General features: G+C 62.4%; 15 protein-coding genes. 9 read left to right on the top strand and 6 right to left on the bottom strand.

Annotation, left to right across the window (positions count from 1 at the left end):
• Positions 1-110 precede the first annotated feature (110 nt).
• Entirely contained in the window at positions 111-995 is an 885-nt protein-coding gene (locus LUA85_RS01405) for a LysR family transcriptional regulator (RefSeq protein WP_231466554.1), read from the bottom strand.
• A gap of 60 nt (positions 996-1,055) precedes the next feature.
• On the bottom strand, positions 1,056-2,351 hold the full coding sequence (locus tag LUA85_RS01410; protein ID WP_231466555.1) for an amidase: 1,296 nt from the start codon (positions 2,349-2,351) through the stop codon (positions 1,056-1,058).
• 111 nt (positions 2,352-2,462) lie between these two features.
• Here LUA85_RS01410 and leuC point away from each other — a divergent pair, with 111 nt between their 5' ends.
• From leuC to LUA85_RS01435, 5 genes are read left to right on the top strand one after another with little or no spacing between them, the layout of a single operon-like run.
• Entirely contained in the window at positions 2,463-3,878 is a 1,416-nt protein-coding gene (gene leuC, locus LUA85_RS01415; protein ID WP_231466556.1) for a 3-isopropylmalate dehydratase large subunit, read from the top strand.
• 4 nt (positions 3,879-3,882) lie between these two features.
• On the top strand, positions 3,883-4,509 hold the full coding sequence (leuD, locus tag LUA85_RS01420) for a 3-isopropylmalate dehydratase small subunit (RefSeq protein WP_231466557.1): 627 nt from the start codon (positions 3,883-3,885) through the stop codon (positions 4,507-4,509).
• Positions 4,510-4,512: 3 nt separating this feature from the next.
• Entirely contained in the window at positions 4,513-5,376 is an 864-nt protein-coding gene (locus tag LUA85_RS01425) for an oxaloacetate decarboxylase (RefSeq protein WP_231466558.1), read from the top strand.
• A 17-nt stretch (positions 5,377-5,393) separates the two neighbouring features.
• Complete coding sequence (locus LUA85_RS01430) at positions 5,394-6,518, top strand: zinc-binding dehydrogenase (RefSeq protein ID WP_231466559.1); 1,125 nt, start codon at positions 5,394-5,396, stop codon at positions 6,516-6,518.
• 17 nt (positions 6,519-6,535) lie between these two features.
• Positions 6,536-7,978 (top strand): NAD-dependent succinate-semialdehyde dehydrogenase, encoded by a 1,443-nt coding sequence (locus LUA85_RS01435; RefSeq protein WP_231471733.1) that lies wholly within the window; start codon positions 6,536-6,538, stop codon positions 7,976-7,978.
• A gap of 57 nt (positions 7,979-8,035) precedes the next feature.
• Here LUA85_RS01435 and LUA85_RS01440 read toward each other — a convergent pair whose 3' ends face one another.
• Positions 8,036-8,971, bottom strand: a complete 936-nt coding sequence (locus LUA85_RS01440; RefSeq protein ID WP_231466560.1) for an alpha/beta fold hydrolase — start codon at positions 8,969-8,971, stop codon at positions 8,036-8,038.
• Positions 8,972-9,147: 176 nt separating this feature from the next.
• Here LUA85_RS01440 and LUA85_RS01445 point away from each other — a divergent pair, with 176 nt between their 5' ends.
• From LUA85_RS01445 to LUA85_RS01455, 3 genes are read left to right on the top strand one after another with little or no spacing between them, the layout of a single operon-like run.
• Positions 9,148-9,588: a hypothetical protein gene (locus LUA85_RS01445; protein WP_231466561.1), complete on the top strand. Its 441-nt coding sequence runs from the start codon at positions 9,148-9,150 to the stop codon at positions 9,586-9,588.
• A gap of 5 nt (positions 9,589-9,593) precedes the next feature.
• Entirely contained in the window at positions 9,594-10,007 is a 414-nt protein-coding gene (locus LUA85_RS01450; protein WP_231466562.1) for a nuclear transport factor 2 family protein, read from the top strand.
• Entirely contained in the window at positions 10,004-11,374 is a 1,371-nt protein-coding gene (locus LUA85_RS01455) for an MFS transporter (RefSeq protein ID WP_231466563.1), read from the top strand. The genes LUA85_RS01450 and LUA85_RS01455 overlap by 4 nt, the downstream gene beginning before the upstream one ends.
• 58 nt (positions 11,375-11,432) lie before the next feature.
• Here the strand turns inward: LUA85_RS01455 and LUA85_RS01460 are convergent, their stop codons facing one another.
• Positions 11,433-12,929, bottom strand: coding sequence for an aldehyde dehydrogenase (locus LUA85_RS01460; protein ID WP_231466564.1), 1,497 nt, complete (start codon positions 12,927-12,929; stop codon positions 11,433-11,435).
• A 146-nt stretch (positions 12,930-13,075) separates the two neighbouring features.
• Between LUA85_RS01460 and LUA85_RS01465 the strand changes: the two genes are divergently transcribed.
• On the top strand, positions 13,076-13,888 hold the full coding sequence (locus LUA85_RS01465) for a helix-turn-helix domain-containing protein (protein WP_231466565.1): 813 nt from the start codon (positions 13,076-13,078) through the stop codon (positions 13,886-13,888).
• A 45-nt stretch (positions 13,889-13,933) separates the two neighbouring features.
• On the opposite strand, the gene LUA85_RS01470 is transcribed toward LUA85_RS01465, so the two are convergent.
• The gene (locus LUA85_RS01470; RefSeq protein ID WP_231466566.1) at positions 13,934-16,357 is read right to left on the bottom strand and encodes a TonB-dependent receptor; all 2,424 of its coding nucleotides are present in this window, start codon (positions 16,355-16,357) and stop codon (positions 13,934-13,936) included.
• 216 nt (positions 16,358-16,573) lie between these two features.
• Complete coding sequence (locus tag LUA85_RS01475; RefSeq protein ID WP_231466567.1) at positions 16,574-17,407, bottom strand: CoA ester lyase; 834 nt, start codon at positions 17,405-17,407, stop codon at positions 16,574-16,576.
• Between the last annotated feature and the right edge of the window lie 25 nt (positions 17,408-17,432).

Below are 17,432 nucleotides of genomic sequence, written 5' to 3' on the forward strand. Positions count from 1 at the left end.
ATCCTCTACCTCAGGGGAGGGAGGTGAAATAATGCCTTTGCGGTCACCTGATCTGAGCATTTGGCAATGCTCGCGGCGGCACGGGGTTTTGCAGTGCAGCCGGTTTCCGGTCAGATGGCGCGGAAGCGTTCCATCAGCAGTTCGGCCTGCGGCGTCAGCAGGCCGCCTTCGCGGAAGAACAGGCCAACACGGGTCTGCGCAACCGGCGTTTCGCATTCGAGCGGCACGATCCGTCCCTGCTCAACCGCTTCGCTGATGACCGCTGCCGGCAGCACTGTGAGGATGTCGGTATCTTCCAGCCAGTGCCGGATCAGTTCGATCGAGTTGGTCTTGAGCACCTGCCACGGCACACTCATGCTGCGCGATTCGAAGAAGATGGCGAAGGCGCGCTGAACCCCTTCGCTGTTGAGCATGGCCCAGTGGGCGTCGTGCAGATCCTGTAGCGTGGCAGTACCGCGTTCTGCCAGCGGGTGGTTGCGAGCGCAGAACACTTGCGAACGATGGGCGTGCAGCGGTTCGATCACGATGCCATCGTTGCGGTGAATCTGGCCGATCAGTCCGAACGCGAAATCAATCGCTTCGGCCTTGACCATTTCCAGCAGTTCCACGAACCCATCGGCGACAATGGTGAACCGCATTCCGGGGCGTTCCCGGCGCAACCGTGCCAGCAGTTCAGGCACGACATACCCTGCATAGTTCTGGGTGATCCCGAATTTGACCTCGCCCACGCGGGCCTGTTCGATGGCTTTTACTTCATCGACCGACTTGGCCACTTCGTTGAGGATCACATTCGCACGGCGCATCACAGACAAGCCGTAGATCGTTGGTTCGACCCCTTTGGGGCCACGGATCAGCAAAGGAACGCCCAGCCTGTTTTCAAGGCTTTTGATGCTGCGGCTCAAGCCGGATTGCGAGATGCAGCATTTGTCGGCGGCCTTGAGCAGATTGCCGCTTTCGACAGCCGCCAGCAGATGCTTGAGTTGCTGGATTTCCATGGTGCGATCCCTTTCTGCCTCATTCGTGCCATCTGCGAACAAAAAGTCAAGGGTAGGGCTTCAGGGTTGCGTTTTTGTGTGGGTGCCTATGGCCTGCGCCACTGACAGTACCTTGTGATCCGACCAGCGGGGACCGCACAGCGTAAGACCTACCGGTAATCCGGCGGGCGTCCGGTGCAGCGGCATATTGACCGCCGGTATGTTGAGCGCGGTGAGCATGCCGTTGAAAATCAGGCTGCCGGTGGCATCAAGCCCGAACGGGGCTGGACCGGGCGTACTTGGGCATATCACGGCATCGAACGGCGCGGTCAGGCGGTCGAACTCCGCGCGACAACGGGCGGTGCGGTCCATCGCCTCGCGCAGTATCTGTGCGGTGATGTTGCGCCGGTTGCGCACCATATCGAGTATTGCAGGGGCGATCAGGTCCGGTCCCAGCACCGCTTCGCGCAGGAATGACCGGCCGCCTTCACCAAACATGATGGTTAACTGATCCTCGGCCAGCGCTTCGAAAAGCGGTGGAAGGACAAGCTGTTCGACATTGGCGCCGGCCTTTGCAAGCATCGTGGCGCATTGCGTCATGGCTGTGCGTGTATCCGCCTCGGCAGCGTGCCAGACCGGGGTCTGCCACAGGGCAATGCGCAAGTCCTGCAACGGCGGCACATCGCGCTGGCCGGGTGCGAAGACATCGAGCACCAGTCCCAGATCGCCAGCGTCGCGGGCAAACCAGCCGATGGTGTCAAGGCTGGGGGAGAATGGTTTGGCGCCTTCCGTGGCGATAAGCCCCCATGTGGGCTTCAGCGCCCATACCCCGCAGAACGAGGCCGGACGGATGATCGATCCGCCGGTCTGCGTGCCCAGAGCCACCGGAACATGGCCATCGGCGACGGCGGCAGCCGATCCGCTGGACGAACCGCCGGGCGTATGGCCGGGCGCCTGCGGGTTCATCGTGGGCGGAACCGCGCCGATAGAGGCAAGTTCGACCGTGGCGGTCTTGCCGATGATCGTTGCACCCGCCTGGCGCAGGATGGCAACGCAGGATGCATCGGCATGGGCATCGGAACGGGCAGCTTCGTGGAAGCGGCAGTTGTACGTCGTCGGGAAATCGCGCGTGGTGATGACATCCTTCACCCCGATGGGCAGGCCCGCCAGCGCGCCGGTGGCGCCAGCAACATCGGTGGATCGGGCACTTTCCAGTGCGGTTGCGCGGTCCAGATGCGCCCAGGCCTGGATCGCGCCATCACGCAGGGCGATCCGGTGGAGACATGCGGTCGCGGCCTGCGTTGCGGTCAGGCGGCCAGCCCGGATCGCGGCCACTGTCTGCGTGGCGTTCAGGGTGTCGGCGGGCTGTTCTGTCAATGGATCGGGCATGTCTTTCAATGCGCGCGGATCGGCCGCGATGAAACGACCTGTTGGTCAACGAGGGTGACTTTTAACGCAAGTCTATGGCGCATGAAATGACTTATCGGCATGGAGGCTGCGAGGAGATCGTCCGTGCCCGTATTCCCATCCACCCTCTATGCAAAGCTCTGGAACGCCCATCTGGTGGCGGATCTGGGTGACGGGCAGGGGCTGATCTACATCGACCGCCAGCTCCTGCACGAGGTCAGCAGCCCGCAGGCCTTTGTCCAGTTGCGCGAAAAGCATCTACCGGTGCGGCGGCCCGATACCCAGCTTGGGCTGATCGATCATGCAGTGCCTACGCTGCGGCCCAGGGGGTGGCGGGCAACCGGCCAGGCAGGCAGCCAGATCGATCTGCACGTCCGCAATTGCGCGGAAAACGGCATACGCTTCTTCGGTGCCGATGATGATCGGCAGGGTATCGTTCATGTCGTGGGGCCGGAACAGGGATTTACCCTGCCGGGGATCACGCTGGTCTGCGGCGACAGTCATACCGCCACGCACGGCGCGTTCGGGGCGCTGGCTTTCGGTATCGGTGCCAGCGAAGTGGCCTGTGCGCTGGCCAATCAGGTGCTGATCCAGCAACGCATGAAGACAATGGCAGTCACCTTCGATGGTCGCCTGCCCGCAGGCGTCACCGCCAAGGACATGATCCTGGCGCTGATCGCGCGCATCGGGTCTGCGGGGGCAACCGGCCATGCCATCGAGTATCGCGGCGAGGCGGTGCGCGCGCTGTCGATGGAAGCGCGCATGACCTTGTGCAACATGACCATCGAGGCCGGATCACGGGTGGGCCTGATCCAGCCCGATGAGGTGACCTTTGACTATGTGCGGGGGCGCAACGATGCCCCGGCTGGCGCGGACTGGGACCGCGCGGTTGCATACTGGCGCACGCTGCGCAGCGATGATGACGCGCAGTTCGATGAAGCCGTCGTCATTGATGCCGCTAGTCTCGCGCCTATGGTGACCTGGGGGACCAGCCCGGATCAGGCGATTGCGGTTTCCCGGCCGATCCCCGAACCGGCCAGCGAACGGGACCGCAAGGCGCTGGATTACATGCGATTGCGCCCCGGACAGCACCTGTCCGGCGTTGCCATCGATGCAGTGTTCATCGGATCGTGCACCAACGGCCGGATCGAGGATCTGCGCGCCGCCGCACAGGTACTTGCCGGGCGGCGAAAGAAGGAAGGCGTACAGGCCCTGGTCGTGCCCGGCTCCGAACAGGTCAGGTTACAGGCAGAGCGCGAAGGGCTTGACCGCATATTTCTTGATGCAGGCTTTGAATGGCGTTCTTCCGGCTGTTCGCTGTGCGTGGCGATGAATGACGACCGGTTGCAGGCCGGCCAGCGGTGTGCATCCACCTCCAACCGCAATTTTGAGGGGCGGCAAGGCGCGGGCGCGCTGACGCACCTGATGAGTCCCGCCATGGCCGCCGCTGCGGCAGTGGCCGGGCATATCACCGACTTTTCGATGCTGGACTGCTGACGCCATGGACACGTTTGACCGCCTGCACGGCATCGCCGCCCCGCTCGATCAGGATGATATCGATACAGACATCATTTATCCCGCCCGCTTTCTGTTGATCACAGAGCGCGCCGGTCTTGGCCAGTATGCCTTTTTCGACTGGCGCTTCGACACGCAGGGCCAGCCTCGGCCGGATTTCGTCTTGAACCAGCCACCGTGGAGCGATGCGCAGATCATCGTGGCGGGGCAGAATTTCGGATGCGGATCGAGCCGGGAACAGGCGCTGTGGACCATGGCGGGGATCGGCATCCGCTGTGTGATCGCCCCCAGCTTTGGCGATATTTTCCATGCCAACTGCTTCAAGAACGCGATCCTGCCGATCACCTTGCCCGCCGCAGATCACGCGGCGGTGGTGCAGCAGGCGCAGGCGGCGCGGGCGATGACGGTCGATCTGCAAACCTGCACCATCACGCTTGGCGATGGCACCGTGATCGGCTTCGCGCTGGATGAACGCCGCCGCCAGTCGCTGCTCAATGGCTGGGACGAACTGGACACGATCCGGCTGACCCATGCCGCAGACATCGAACGATTTGAGAACATGCAGCGCGCTGCCCAGCCGTGGCTGTGGCGCAAGCCAGAAAGGACGAACTGAATCATGGCCAATTCCATTATCCGCCAAAAGCTTGATCGTGGCGAATTCTTCATCGCACCGGGCATTCAGGACATGATTACGGCGGCAATCGCCAACCATGTCGGCATGGAAATCGTCTATGGCAGCGGCTACTGGCTGACGGCCTCGGCTTATGGCCTGCCCGATGCCGGGATCGCCAGCTACACCCAGATGCTGGACCGTATGGCCACGCTGTGCGCAACATCGAACGCAGCGGTGATTGCCGATGCCGATACCGGCTATGGCGGCCTGCTGAACGTGCATCACACCGTGCGCGGTTATGAGGATGCAGGCGTTGCCGCAATCCAGCTTGAAGACCAGGAATTCCCCAAGAAGTGCGGCCATACCCCGTTCAAGCGGCTGGTAAGCTGCGATGACATGGCCGAAAAGATCAGGGTGGCGTGCGATGCCCGCCGCAATGCGGATACCCTGATCATCGCGCGCACCGATGCGCGGCAGAGTGAAGGGCTGGAGGGCGCGCTTGCCCGTGCCGAACAGTATCGCGCCGCCGGGGCGGATATCCTGTTTGTCGAGGCGCTGACCAGCGAAGAGGAAATGCGCATCGCGTGTGACCGGATCAAGGCGCCGATGATGGCCAACCTTGCCAATGGCGGGCTGACACCGATGTTCAACGCCGCGCAATTGCAGGACATCGGCTATGCGTTGGCAATCTTTCCGTCGATGACCAGCCTGATCAGCGCGGCGGTTACCGAAATCGCGTTGCAACAGATCAAGGATGGCCCCGGATCGCCCGATCCCGATGGCCTGCCGATGTTCGATTTCAAGCAGTTCTGTTCCCTGATCGGGTTCGAGGATGTGTGGGCCTTCGAACGCAAATGGGCGCGATAAGGGGGGAGGCAACCGCGATGAAAATCACTGCATCCGTCCTCGATTCGATTGGCCAGAGCGGGCCATACGCCCGGACCATGCCGCTGCGCGTGACCGAGGTCGAACTTGATACGCCCGGCCCGGACGAACTGCTGGTGAAGATTGAAGCGGCCGGGCTTTGCCACAGTGATCTGTCGGTCATCAACGGCGATCGCCCGCGCCCGATGCCGATGGCCATCGGGCACGAAGCGGTGGCGACGGTGCTGGAACCGGGCAGCGGTGCGGGCGGGTTCTTTGCGGCGGGTGATCGCGTGGTGCTGAGCTTTCTGCCGCTCTGCGGCCATTGCCAGGCCTGCATGTCTGGCGAAGGCTATATGTGTGCCAACGGTGCGGCGGCAAATGGCGCCGGGGTGCTGCTCGGCGGGGATACGCGTCTTTCGGAATGCGGCCACCGTGTGCACCATCACCTTGGCGCTTCGGCCTTTGCCAGCCATGCCGTGATTGATCGGCGGTCGGCGGTGAAGATCCCGGCGGATGTGCCGGTGGAAATCGCCGCGCTGTTCGGTTGCGCGGTGCTGACCGGGGTTGGCGCGGTCCTCAACACCGCACTATTGCGGCCGGGCGAAAGCGTGGTGGTCTATGGGCTGGGCGGGGTCGGCCTTGCCGCGCTGATGGGCGCCATTGCGGGCGGCGCGACAAGCGTGGTGGCGATTGATCCGGTGCCGGAAAAGCGCGCACTGGCGCTGGAACTTGGCGCCGTGGCGGCGCTCGACCCCGCCGAAGGCGAGACGGCAATCATCGCCGGGCTGGGCGGCACACGCCCCGATCTGGTGGTGGAGACGGTGGGCAAGGCCAGTGTGCTGGCGCTGGCCTATGGCCTGGCGCGTCGCGGTGGGCGAATCGTTACGGTCGGCCTGCCCAATCCTTCGGACATGCTCAGCATTCCGGCGGTTTCGCTGGTCGGCGATGGCAAGACGCTGATGGGCAGCTACATGGGATCGTCGATCCCTTCGCGTGACATTCCCCGCTACATCGCGCTGTGGCGCGCGGGCCGCTTGCCGGTGGACCGGCTGCTGACGTCGGTCAGCCCGCTGTCGGACATCAATGCCCTGTTCGACCGCCTCCAAAGCGGCGAGGCGATCCGGCAGATCGTCATTCCCTGAACCTGATAGTGCGGAGTATTCCTGTGCGAGAGCATATTTACCAGGCTGGCCTGATCGGCGGCGAATGGGTCAGTGCCGATAGCGGCGCTGTGATCGCGGTACGTAATCCGGCAACCGGGGCTGTGCTGGCCACGGTGCCCGACATGGGCGCTGCCGAAACGCGCCACGCGATAGAGATTGCGCAGGCCGCCATGGTGGGCTGGGCTTCGCGCACAGCGGGGGATCGCGCCCGCATCCTGCGCCGCTTCTATGATCTGATGATGGCGGAACAGGAAGCACTGGCCAGTCTGCTGACCCGCGAACAGGGCAAGCCGATCAAGGAAGCGCGCGCGGAAATTGCCTATGCCGCCAGTTTCATCGAATGGTTTTCCGAAGAGGCGCGGCGCGCCTATGGTGAAGTCATTCCGGGGCATGCGGCTGACAAACGCATCGTCGTGCTCAAGCAGCCGATCGGTGTCGTGGCGGCGATCACGCCGTGGAACTTCCCGTCTGCCATGATCACGCGCAAGATTGGCCCGGCGCTGGCCGCAGGATGCACGGTGGTGCTCAAGCCGGCAACGCAGACCCCGCTTTCCGCCCTTGCGCTTGCAGCGCTGGCGCTCGAAGCCGGAGTGCCGCCCGGCGTGTTCAACGTGGTGACCGGCAGCGCCCGCGAAATTGGCGGCGAATTGACCCGGCATCCGGCGGTGCGCAAGATCAGCTTTACCGGATCGACGGAGGTGGGGCGCACACTGATGGCGCAGTCTGCGGCCACGATCAAGAAACTCAGCCTCGAACTGGGTGGCAACGCCCCCTTCATCGTATTCGACGATGCCGATGTGGATGCAGCGGTCGAGGGGGCCTTGGTGTCCAAGTTCCGCAACAGCGGCCAGACCTGCGTCTGCACCAACCGCTTCTTCGTGCAGGAGGGCATCCACGATGCGTTTGTGGCAAAGCTCGCCGCGCGTGTGGCGCAGATGCAGCTGGGCGACGGTATGGATGCCGCGACCGATCTTGGCCCGCTGATCGATGACAAGGCCTGCGCCAAGGTTGCCGAACATATCGCCGATGCGCTGGCGCAGGGCGCACGGCTGGAGACCGGCGGCAAGGCGGCCCGGCGCGAAGGCACTTATTTCGAGCCGACGGTATTGTCCGAAGTGACCGACACGATGCTGGTCGCGCGCGAAGAGACGTTCGGCCCGCTGGCCCCGGTCATGCGCTTCCGCACCGAAGCCGAGGTGCTGGAACGCGCCAACGCTTCGGAATTCGGCCTTGCGGGGTATGTCTACACGCGCGATCTGGCGCGCACCTGGCGGGTGAGCGAGGCGCTGGAGACCGGCATGATCGGGATCAACACCGGGCTGATATCAACCGAAGTTGCGCCGTTCGGCGGGATCAAGCAATCGGGCCTTGGCCGCGAGGGCAGCCGTCACGGCATGGATGATTACATGGAACTCAAATACCTGTGCATGGGTATCTGAACGTAACGAAGGCCCGGAGCGATCCGGGCCTTGGTTGCGCGTGACCCTGCGTACTGTTTAGAGGGCAGGTGAAACTGCGCGCGCTTCTGCAAAGAACGGCAGCAGCACATCGACATATTCCTTTGCCCGTTCGGGGTGGAAAATGTCGTGCATCGGATGGACTCCATCGAACCGGTGTTCGCGTACATCGGCAATGCGGCTGGTGAATTCCTCGTGGCTTGTCCGATTCCAGTCGGTTCCGCCGCGCAGCACCAGCGCCGGGCAGCGCAGCGATGCCAGTTTATCCTCGATCGGGAAGTCCAGCAGCGGCTGCATCGTCGGCGGTGAAAAGGCAAAGACTTCAAGCAGCGCGATATAGGCCTGTCGGAACCGGTGATCGGGCTGGGCAGGCACCGTCATGCCGGGATTCAGCTTCTGCAGCAGGTGCAGGAAGTGTTCCCAGTGGGTGCGCGCGTGGCTGCCATCCTCCTGCCAGTCCGCAGGCACCGGCACTGTCTGCGCCGCACGCATTTCGGCGGAATAAAATGGTGTCCCGTCCAGGACGAGGCGCTCTACCAGTCCATCGTTGCGGCTGGCCATCTCGATGGCGGGAAGGCCGGTATAGTGGCCTGATACGAGGATGGTTTTCGAAAGCCCCAGCGCCCTGATGGCTTCGATCATCACATCGGCGATCTGTTCCATGGCAAGCGGCCGCACGAACTTGTCGGACCTGCCATAACCCAGCAGGTCGATCGCATGGACGGTGCACCCCTGATCGGCAAAATGCGGGAGGGCATCGGGTATCAGCGCCGTACCGAACGACGTGATGTTCAGGATGCACACCGGAATCGCTCCGCTGCCGCATGATTGAACAAAGATATCGCCTTCAGACGTGGTGACAAACTGCTTTGAAATTCTGTGCATCGTGTTTTCCCGTTTGGCCGAACGGAATTGGGCAAGGTAAAACAGGACAGCAACCGCTTCAGGCAGGGCGACCGCTATGTGGACGCCCATCGCTGGCGTTGCGCACGGCTTTGCGACGGTGCGAAAGCGGCGGTTTGATCGTCACGATCCCTATCACTGTGTCCGCATAGCGTACACGCCCATTATTGCCCGTGATCTTGGCAGGCATAATGCCAACCTTGCCCGGAACGGGGACGCCGGTCGCGGCCTCAGGATAAGGAATGGCGATGACCGAGTTGCAAACCCCCAAACCTGCACAACACCTTGCCGATCTGGTCCCGGCGTTGGCACAAGGATGCAAGGTGGTGAAAATCGTCAACGACGACGATGGCAACGCGCGGTTTGAAACCTGGGATCCTGCCGAAGATGGCGGAGTGCCGCCCACCTTGTGGCGCCACAAGGCAACTTCGGTAATGATCAACACCGTTCCTGCCGGTGCGCGCGTTCCGTTCCATAACAGCGCAAACACGGGCGCTGGTACGCTGCTGATCCTGCTCAAGGGCTTGGCGGTATATTGGGTGGATGATGGCGCGGACTGCGGCAAATCCTATTATCCCCACGCACCTGGGATGGTGATCTGGGGACTCGATTCCACCGGGCGCGGCCACGGCGGCATGGTTCTGGAAGATGCCGTTGTCCTGCAGGTCATGCTGGCACCGGAGGAGTGAGCGCCATGGTGGCTGAAATCGATCAGATCGTCTGCGAAAACGCGGTGCGCAACCTTGTCGCCGCTTATGCCCGCCGTGCCGATTCACTTGATGCTGCGGGCGTTGCCGATCTGTTTGCCATTGATGGCACTTTGACAGTAGGCAGCGGTACGCACGAAGGGCGTGACGGTATTGTCAAATGGCTGTCGGCCATCGCGGCAGCTTCTCCGCCCGAAGGCCGGCATATCGTTTCCAATCTGCTGATCGATGCAAATGCGGCAGCCGAAGGAACGGCTACCGCGCAAGCGGACATGATCTTCGTTGCCCGTACGGGGGAGGGCGGCCCGCTGCACATTCTGGCCGCAGGCCATTATCAGGACCGTTTCACGAACACCCCGGACGGCTGGCGCTTTGCGCAGCGCCAGATCTTCTTCGCGTGACCGCAAGCCCGCGCCACGCAGCCGACGATCCGGCCATGACGGCATCGCCGGACACCCCGCGGAACTGGCGTTCGCTGGCAACCTATGCCTGCGCGCAGCTGGGCGGATCGGTCTTTCTCCACTTGCCCGCGATGCTGCTGATGCCGTTTCTGACGAACGCGCTGGCGGTGCCAGCCGCCATCGCGGGCATGGTGATCTTCCTGCCGAAATTCTGGGTCGTGCTGTTCGATCCGCTGATCGGCGTCATATCCGACAAGCTCAAGGCGCGCGGCATAGGACGCGCGAAGCTGGCCTTTGGCGGCGGTATTGCCATGGCGTTCCTGCTGCCGCTACTGTTCGCGCCGGTGCTTTTGCCCGAACCGTGGATGCGCGCGCTGTTCGTGCTGATTGCCTATCTTATCGGCAGCACGGCGTTTTCGGCATTTTCGGTGCCTTATCTTATACTTGCTTCGGAAGTGGCCGAAGCGGACCGTGATCGCACAACTTTGCTGTCCATGCGCCAGGTCGCGAATTATTCGGGTGCATTGCTGGTCAATTACGCCCCTGCCCTTGTCCACGTGTTCGGTGCCGGACGCGAAGCCTATGGCAAGATGGGCATGATTTTTGGCGCTGTTTGCCTGGTGACAACCTTTTCGTTCTGGCCGTTCCGGCGGATGGCCACGGCCCCTGTGGAACAGGGCGCAACTGTGGGAATGGGCGGGCTGGCACCGTTTCTGGCGCTTGCTGCGCATCGCCGGTTCCGGGCATTGCTTGCGGCCTATGCCATGCAGATGGCGGCTGTTGGGGTCATATCCGCCAGTTTTCTGTATTACGTGGTCTATTGCCTGCAAGGCGATCTGGTGCTCGTCAGCACCATTGCAACCTGCCTGACCATTGCAGGAATATTGGCGCAGCCGGTGTGGGTGGCAATCGAGCGGCGTATCGGCGCTTTGCAGACTTATGCTCTGGCCGTGGCGGGAATGGCTTGCAGCGATTTCGGCTATGTCCTGCTCAACCCCGGCAACAACGCGCAGGCTTTCGCCCTGGCTGCCGTGGTCGGCATCTTTTCAAGCGGCTTTTCGGTCATGGCGTGGACGCTGTTGCTGGCCCTGATGACCGAAGCGCGCCTTGGCCAGGGCGGCCCGCAGGAAGGAGCCTATGCCGGGGTCTGGTCCGCCAGTGAAAAGATTGCGATGGCCGCCGGTGCGCTGATCGGAGGCTTTGCCTTGCAGTTGACCGGCTTCCGTTCAAGCACATCCGGGTTCATCGCGCAGTCCGATGCTGCCATTTTCGGCGTCAGGCTGGTGACCGGTGGCCTCACCAGCGCCTTGCTGGTGGGCAGCCTTGTCTTCCTGCTGATCTATCGCCGCGCGCACATCGCCCGCTGAACTGGCGGCGGCGGTGCCTCTGAGGTGCCGCCGCCGGTTCAGCGCCTGTTGCTCCACTTCAGGGCCTGTCGCCGATACGGATGGTGATCGCCTTGATCTTCAGGAACTCTTCCAATCCGTTACGGGCAAATTCGCGTCCCCAGCCCGATTGCTTGTTGCCGCCAAACGGTGTCTGCGGACTCATCGGCCCATGCACGTTTACGCCGATCTGACCGGCATCGATCCGGCGGGCAACGCGTAGCGCCCGTTCCAGATCGCGCGTCCATACCGATCCTGACAGGCCGAACGGCGTGTCGTTGACGGTATCGAGCATCCGTTGTTCATCGTCGAAACGGATCACACTCATCACCGGGCCGAAGATTTCCTCGCGCGCGATCCGCATCGCGGGGTCAACTTCCGTAAACACGGCGGGCCGCACATAGTGGCCGACAGCCGGCACCGGTTCGTCTCCGCAGACCATGCGCGCGCCTTCAGCTTTTGCCGATGCGATATATCCGGCCACGCGCTGTTTCTGTGCCGCTGAAACGAGCGGACCCAGATTGGTGGAAGGTTCGGTCGGATCGCCCACGATCAGGTTGCGGGTATGGTTGCCCAGAGCTTCAACGAACCGGTCATGGATATCGGCATGGACGAAGACGCGCGTGGCCGCGATGCAGGCCTGCCCGCTGGCCACGAAGCACCAGCTTGCCGCCGTGCGCGCAACCGCTTCGACATCGACATCGGGGAACACGATGAACGGTGATTTGCCGCCAAGCTCCAGCGTCACCTTCTTGAGGTTTCCGGCCGCCGCCACGACAATCGCCTTGCCTACTGCGGTAGAGCCGGTGAACGTGATCTTGTCGATACCGTCATGGCTGGCCATTGCCGCGCCGATGGTTGCCCCGTGGCCGTGCACCACATTGAGGCTGCCCGGCGGACCGCCCGCCTCCTGCCACAAGCGGGCGAAATACGATGCGCAGAGCGGCGCCAGTTCGGCCGGCTTGAGTACCACGGCGCACCCCGCCGCCAGCGATGGTGCCAGTTTCAGGCCCATCATGCCCGGCGATGCATTCCACGGGATGATCGCCCCGACCACGCCGATCGGTTCGCGTATCGTCAGCCCCATGAACTGCTGCACGTCGGCGCCGACAATCGGGTCGAACGCCTCTCCTGTGATCTTGTCGGTCCACCCTGCGTAATAGCGGAACAATGCCGGTGAAAGTGAACCGGCAACCCCGCGCGAAGATGCAAGGGTCTGGCCAAGCTCTGCGGTCATGATCTCTGCGATGATCCCGGCGTCGCGTTCGATCAGCGCGGAAAAGCGGTTGAGGAGCAGGCCCCGATCACGCACGTTCATGCGCCCCCACAGGCCGTTCAAGGCTGCCCGCGCCGCTGCCACGGCGTGATCCAGCTGTTCGGTGGAGGCTGCGCGGATCGTGGTGAGCACGGTTTCGCTGGCCGGGTTCTCGATGGGAATATCGGCGCCTCGTCCGCGGACCCACTCGCCACCGATCAGCAGATGGTGATCGCCTTCGATGAACTCACGGGCTTGCGGGGAAAGGGCATGTGCGGTCATCGATCCGGTCCTGTAGCTGCGCTTTCCGAAGCGATGCGCAGGAAGAACCGCAGGGCCAACCGGCAAATACCAACCGTTCGATAAGCGGACGTCCGCCGGAAAAGACATGCGGCCAGCCGCCTGTGAATTTGACAGGTTGTGAAGCAATGTTACAGTTCTGTGCGGCCACGATCATCGCAGCGGTCGAGGAGGTATCAGGGGTGCAACCCGGCGCGCAACTCAACTCCATGGTGCGCGGGATGCAGGCGCTTGAACTGCTGGTGCAGGGTGGCGCGATGACGATTTCGTCGATTGCCCAGGCGCTGGATCTGCCGCGCCCGAACATCTATCGGATTATTCATACGCTGGAAACGACAGGTTACTGTCGGCGTGTGCCGGAAAGCGCGCTGTACATCGCGACGGACAAAGTCGTCGGGCTTGCCCGGTCGCTGTCGCTGGCCGACAGGGTCGTCAACGCCGCGATCCCGGTGTTCGAACAGATGCGCGAAGACATCGAATGGCCGGTGGCGCTGTCGATGCGCGAAGATATGAAAATGCGTATCCGGCTTTCCACGGACCGTGGCAACAGCCGAGCCATTGCCAAGTTTCCGCCTGGTAAGACAACACCGCTGTTGAAGACGACCACCGGCATTCTGGCGATTGCGCTTTCCCCCGAAGACCGGCGCGATGCAGATGTGGCCGATCTTGCGGCCAATGGGCAACTGGGCGAATTCTTCTTCGGTGATGAAGCGATGCTGCGCCGTGTGCTGCAGCGTGCTCAGGTGGATATGTATGGGCTGAACGACAGCCGCTATGTTGAAGGTAGCATCGGGGTGCCGATCATGCTTGATGGCATGATCGTGGCAGGGATCACGATGAAATACATTCGCGCAGGGATGGATCGCCAGCGCATCTTGAGCTTTTATCTGCCCCGGCTGCGCGCCCATGCGCAAAGGATAGCCGACGCCACTCTGGTCTGACCGGCGGCCGCCCCGGTCAAGGCGGCCACCGTTAATTCACAAATGTCAGAAGCGGATGCCGGCGCGCACACCAAGCTGGCGCCGGGGGGCCAGCATGACAACCGCCGCCTGATCCGATGCCGTGGCACTGGCAAGGTTGAGATAGCGGAACGCGGCGCGCGGGGTATCATCATCGAACAGGTTGCGCGCGAACAGCGCCAGGCTCCAGCGATCGCTTTCGATCCCGATCGATGCATCGGTCTGGAAATAGGACGGGAGATAGGCCTGGTTGGTTGAATCCGAATTGATGAACCTTCGGCCAAGGTAGGATTCGGTAATCTGGAACACGACCTTGTCATCGCCAGAAACCGGCTGCACGAAGCGCGCATCGACCGTCACCGCATCCTTGGGCACATCGGGCAGATAATTGCCGCTGACATCGCCGCCGGGGAACAGGGCAACCGCTGCCGAATCCGCATCCAGCACGAAGTCGGTGTACTGCGAAATAGTGTGCGCATAGCTGATGTTCAGATAGAGCGGGTCGATAGGATGCAGGGCGAGCTGCATTTCAAGACCATAGGATCGCGCCCGGCCAGCATTGCCGACCGCGGTCTGCGCGACATTGATCCCGCCGATGTTCACGATCTGGTTGAAGTTGATCTGCTGGTCACGATAGATCGAATAGAACCCGGCCAGATCGAAGATCAGCTTGCGGTCGAACGCCGATCCCTTGACCCCCAGTTCCCACGAATAAAGCTTTTCCGGTCCGTAACGGCTGAGATCGTAGCGTTCGGTGTTGGTGATCTGTGCAAAGCCTCCAGGCTTGGTGCCCTTGGCATAGCTGCCATAGATCATCAGATCGGGAGAAACTTTGTAATTCACCGCCACGCGCGGGTTGAAATAGGTGATGCTGGCTGATGCGGTTTCGGTTGGCGGCAGGACATAGCCGCCCGTCGGCAGGAAGTTTGCCGCCTTGAACGGGCCGCCGGTGAACGATGCAAAGCCGAGCAGGGCAAAGCTGCGCGCCACTGGGGCATGGGCCACGTCGATTGTCTCGCGCGCCAGGCGGGCCTCACCTGTGAACGTCAGGCCATCAAGCACTTCATAGCCGAGCGAGGCATACCCCGATATGTGCATGGTCTTGCGCTTTTCGAAGCTGTACGGGAAAATCGCCGGATCGCTGGGCGCGCGCACGACATTGTTCAAACCATTGGAGCAGCCGATCAGCGGGCGCACCGAAGCCAGCCGGTTGGCGCATGATGCAAAGAACGCCTCGGTCTTGTCGGTCAATTCTGCATTTTCATGCAGGAAATAGGCGCCAACCAGCCACTTGAGGCGGCTTTGTCCTTCGTTCTGCAAGCGCAGTTCCTGGCTGATCTGGCGCGTCTTCATGTCTGCCAGGAAAAGCTGGCGGACCGAAAAGCCGAACGGCAGCGCCGGTTCCTGTCCCCATGCCGCATCGATACCCTGGCTGGCATCGTAGGCCAGCCCATAGGTCGTCGCATGGAGCGACACACCGCCAAGATCCAGTTCGACGTCGAGGCTGCCGCGATGAATGTCGCTTTCCAGCCCCGGAAGATCGCCGAAGAACGTGATGTTGTCCGGCTCGCCCGTTACCGGACCGGAAACATACTTGAAGCCGCCCGGCGTGGTCGCGTTGAAGGTTTGCAGCGAAGCCGCCGCCTGGCCATTGCGCGAACTGGTGTAGCCATAGCGCAGCAGAAAGCTGAGATTTGCTGTCGGTTCGAACAGGACCTGCGCGCGTACGCCGAAGGATTCCTCTTCGCCCACTGCGGCCCCGTTCGTGGCATTGCGATAGAACCCGCCGAACTGGTGATAGCCGGCGTTGATGCGCACGGCCAGCGTGTCGCTCAATGGGGCGTTGATGTACCCGCCGATGTCCTGGGCATCGTAAGTCATCGATTGGGCCTGCACACCGCCTTCGAAGGTATGGGTCGGGCGCTTGGTCACATAATTGATGGCGCCGGCAAAGGCGTTGCGGCCGTACAGGGTGGATTGCGGTCCGCGCACAACCTCGACCCGTTCAAGATCGAGGAGTTGCATGTTCATCAGGCTGCCGCCGCCAGCGGTGCCGATCGCCGCGCTGTTGCTGTCGATCCCGTCTTCCAGCAGGGCAACGGACGGCCTTCCGCGCAAGGTGGAAATGCCGCGCAGTGTCGGGCGGACATCGTCCGGGCCAAAGCCCTGGCTTACCTGAAGGCCGGGCGTGAGCCGGGCAATATCGGCCACCGATCGCACACCCTGGCGCTCGATCTGGTCCGCGGTCAGCACCGCGATCGATACCGGCACCTCCTGCAGACGTTCTTCGCGGCGGCGCGCAGTAACAACGATGCCGCTGTCCGCGCTGCCTTCGGCGGCGGACTGACCGGCGGATGGCGGATTGATGGCGGCGTCCTGCGCCTGCGCCGTACCGGCCCAGGCCATGGTAGCAAGGCTGAGCGAAGACAGCAGAAAACGATAAGGTTGCATGGACAACTCCCCACAGATGTTGGCTGCGTGATCGATCCCCGGAAGCCCCCGTCGCTTCCTTTTCAGACCAGCACTATGGCTGGAATGAACAGCTTTACGCCTGCTGATAAGCGGTTTGCGGCATGCGAACGCTATGCGGACAAGTCCGCCATTTCCAGGCTCGCAATGGGGCAGCCCCGCCCGACGACGCCGTGCGCGAGCCGTGATATTTCACGTTCAACCGGCCGATCCCGCGCGCGCCAATATCGCCGCCGCCCTGAGCATGACCGGTCGGTCGATCATGTGCCCATCAAGCTGCATCACGCCCGACGCGTTGTGCGTATTCCAGGCGGTGAGGACAAATCGCGCCTGCTCGACTTCTTCTTCTGTTGGCGACAGTTCGCGGTTGGCGATTTCGACCTGGCGCGGATGGATGCACAGTGCGCCGGTTATGCCAAACGCCCTGCCTTGCCTGACCGCATTGGCAAAGGGCAGAGTATCGCGGAATTGCGCAATGCTGGCAGGAACCGCAATGGCCATGATGCCGGACCGGCTTGCCGCCAGCGCGAGTTGGCGGCACGGCAGGTCCAGCAGTGCCGGCGTGGGCGCAACCCCAACGCCAAGCGCAAAATCCTCACTGCCCAGCGCAAGCCCGATGACCCGTGGAATCATGGACAGTGCCGCCATGTGTTCCAGCCCGGCCGCGCTTTCGACAAGGCAGATAATGCCGATGCTGTCCGCCTCCAAGCCGTGCAGATTTTCGAGTTCGCCGATCATTTCAGCAATGATCCGGATATGTGCCGGTTCTTCGACCTTCGGCACCATGATTGCAGACACGCCGGGCCTGATGCACGCAGCCAGATCTTTCAGGATTGCCAGCCATGGTTTGTTCACGCGCACGACCAGCGCCTGCTCCAGCGCTGCAAGGCGGTCTATTTCAGCGCCTATTGCATCACGCGCTGCCTGCTTCCGCGCTGGCGCCACCGCGTCTTCCAGATCGAGGATAATCGCGTCTGCGCCGCGCAAATGGGATTTCCGCAGACGGACCGGATCGTCCGCGCTGACGAACAACAGGGATCGCCAATCGGGTCTGCCA

Origin of the sequence: Novosphingobium sp. CECT 9465 (assembly GCF_920987055.1) — a bacterium.
Classification (GTDB): domain Bacteria; phylum Pseudomonadota; class Alphaproteobacteria; order Sphingomonadales; family Sphingomonadaceae; genus Novosphingobium.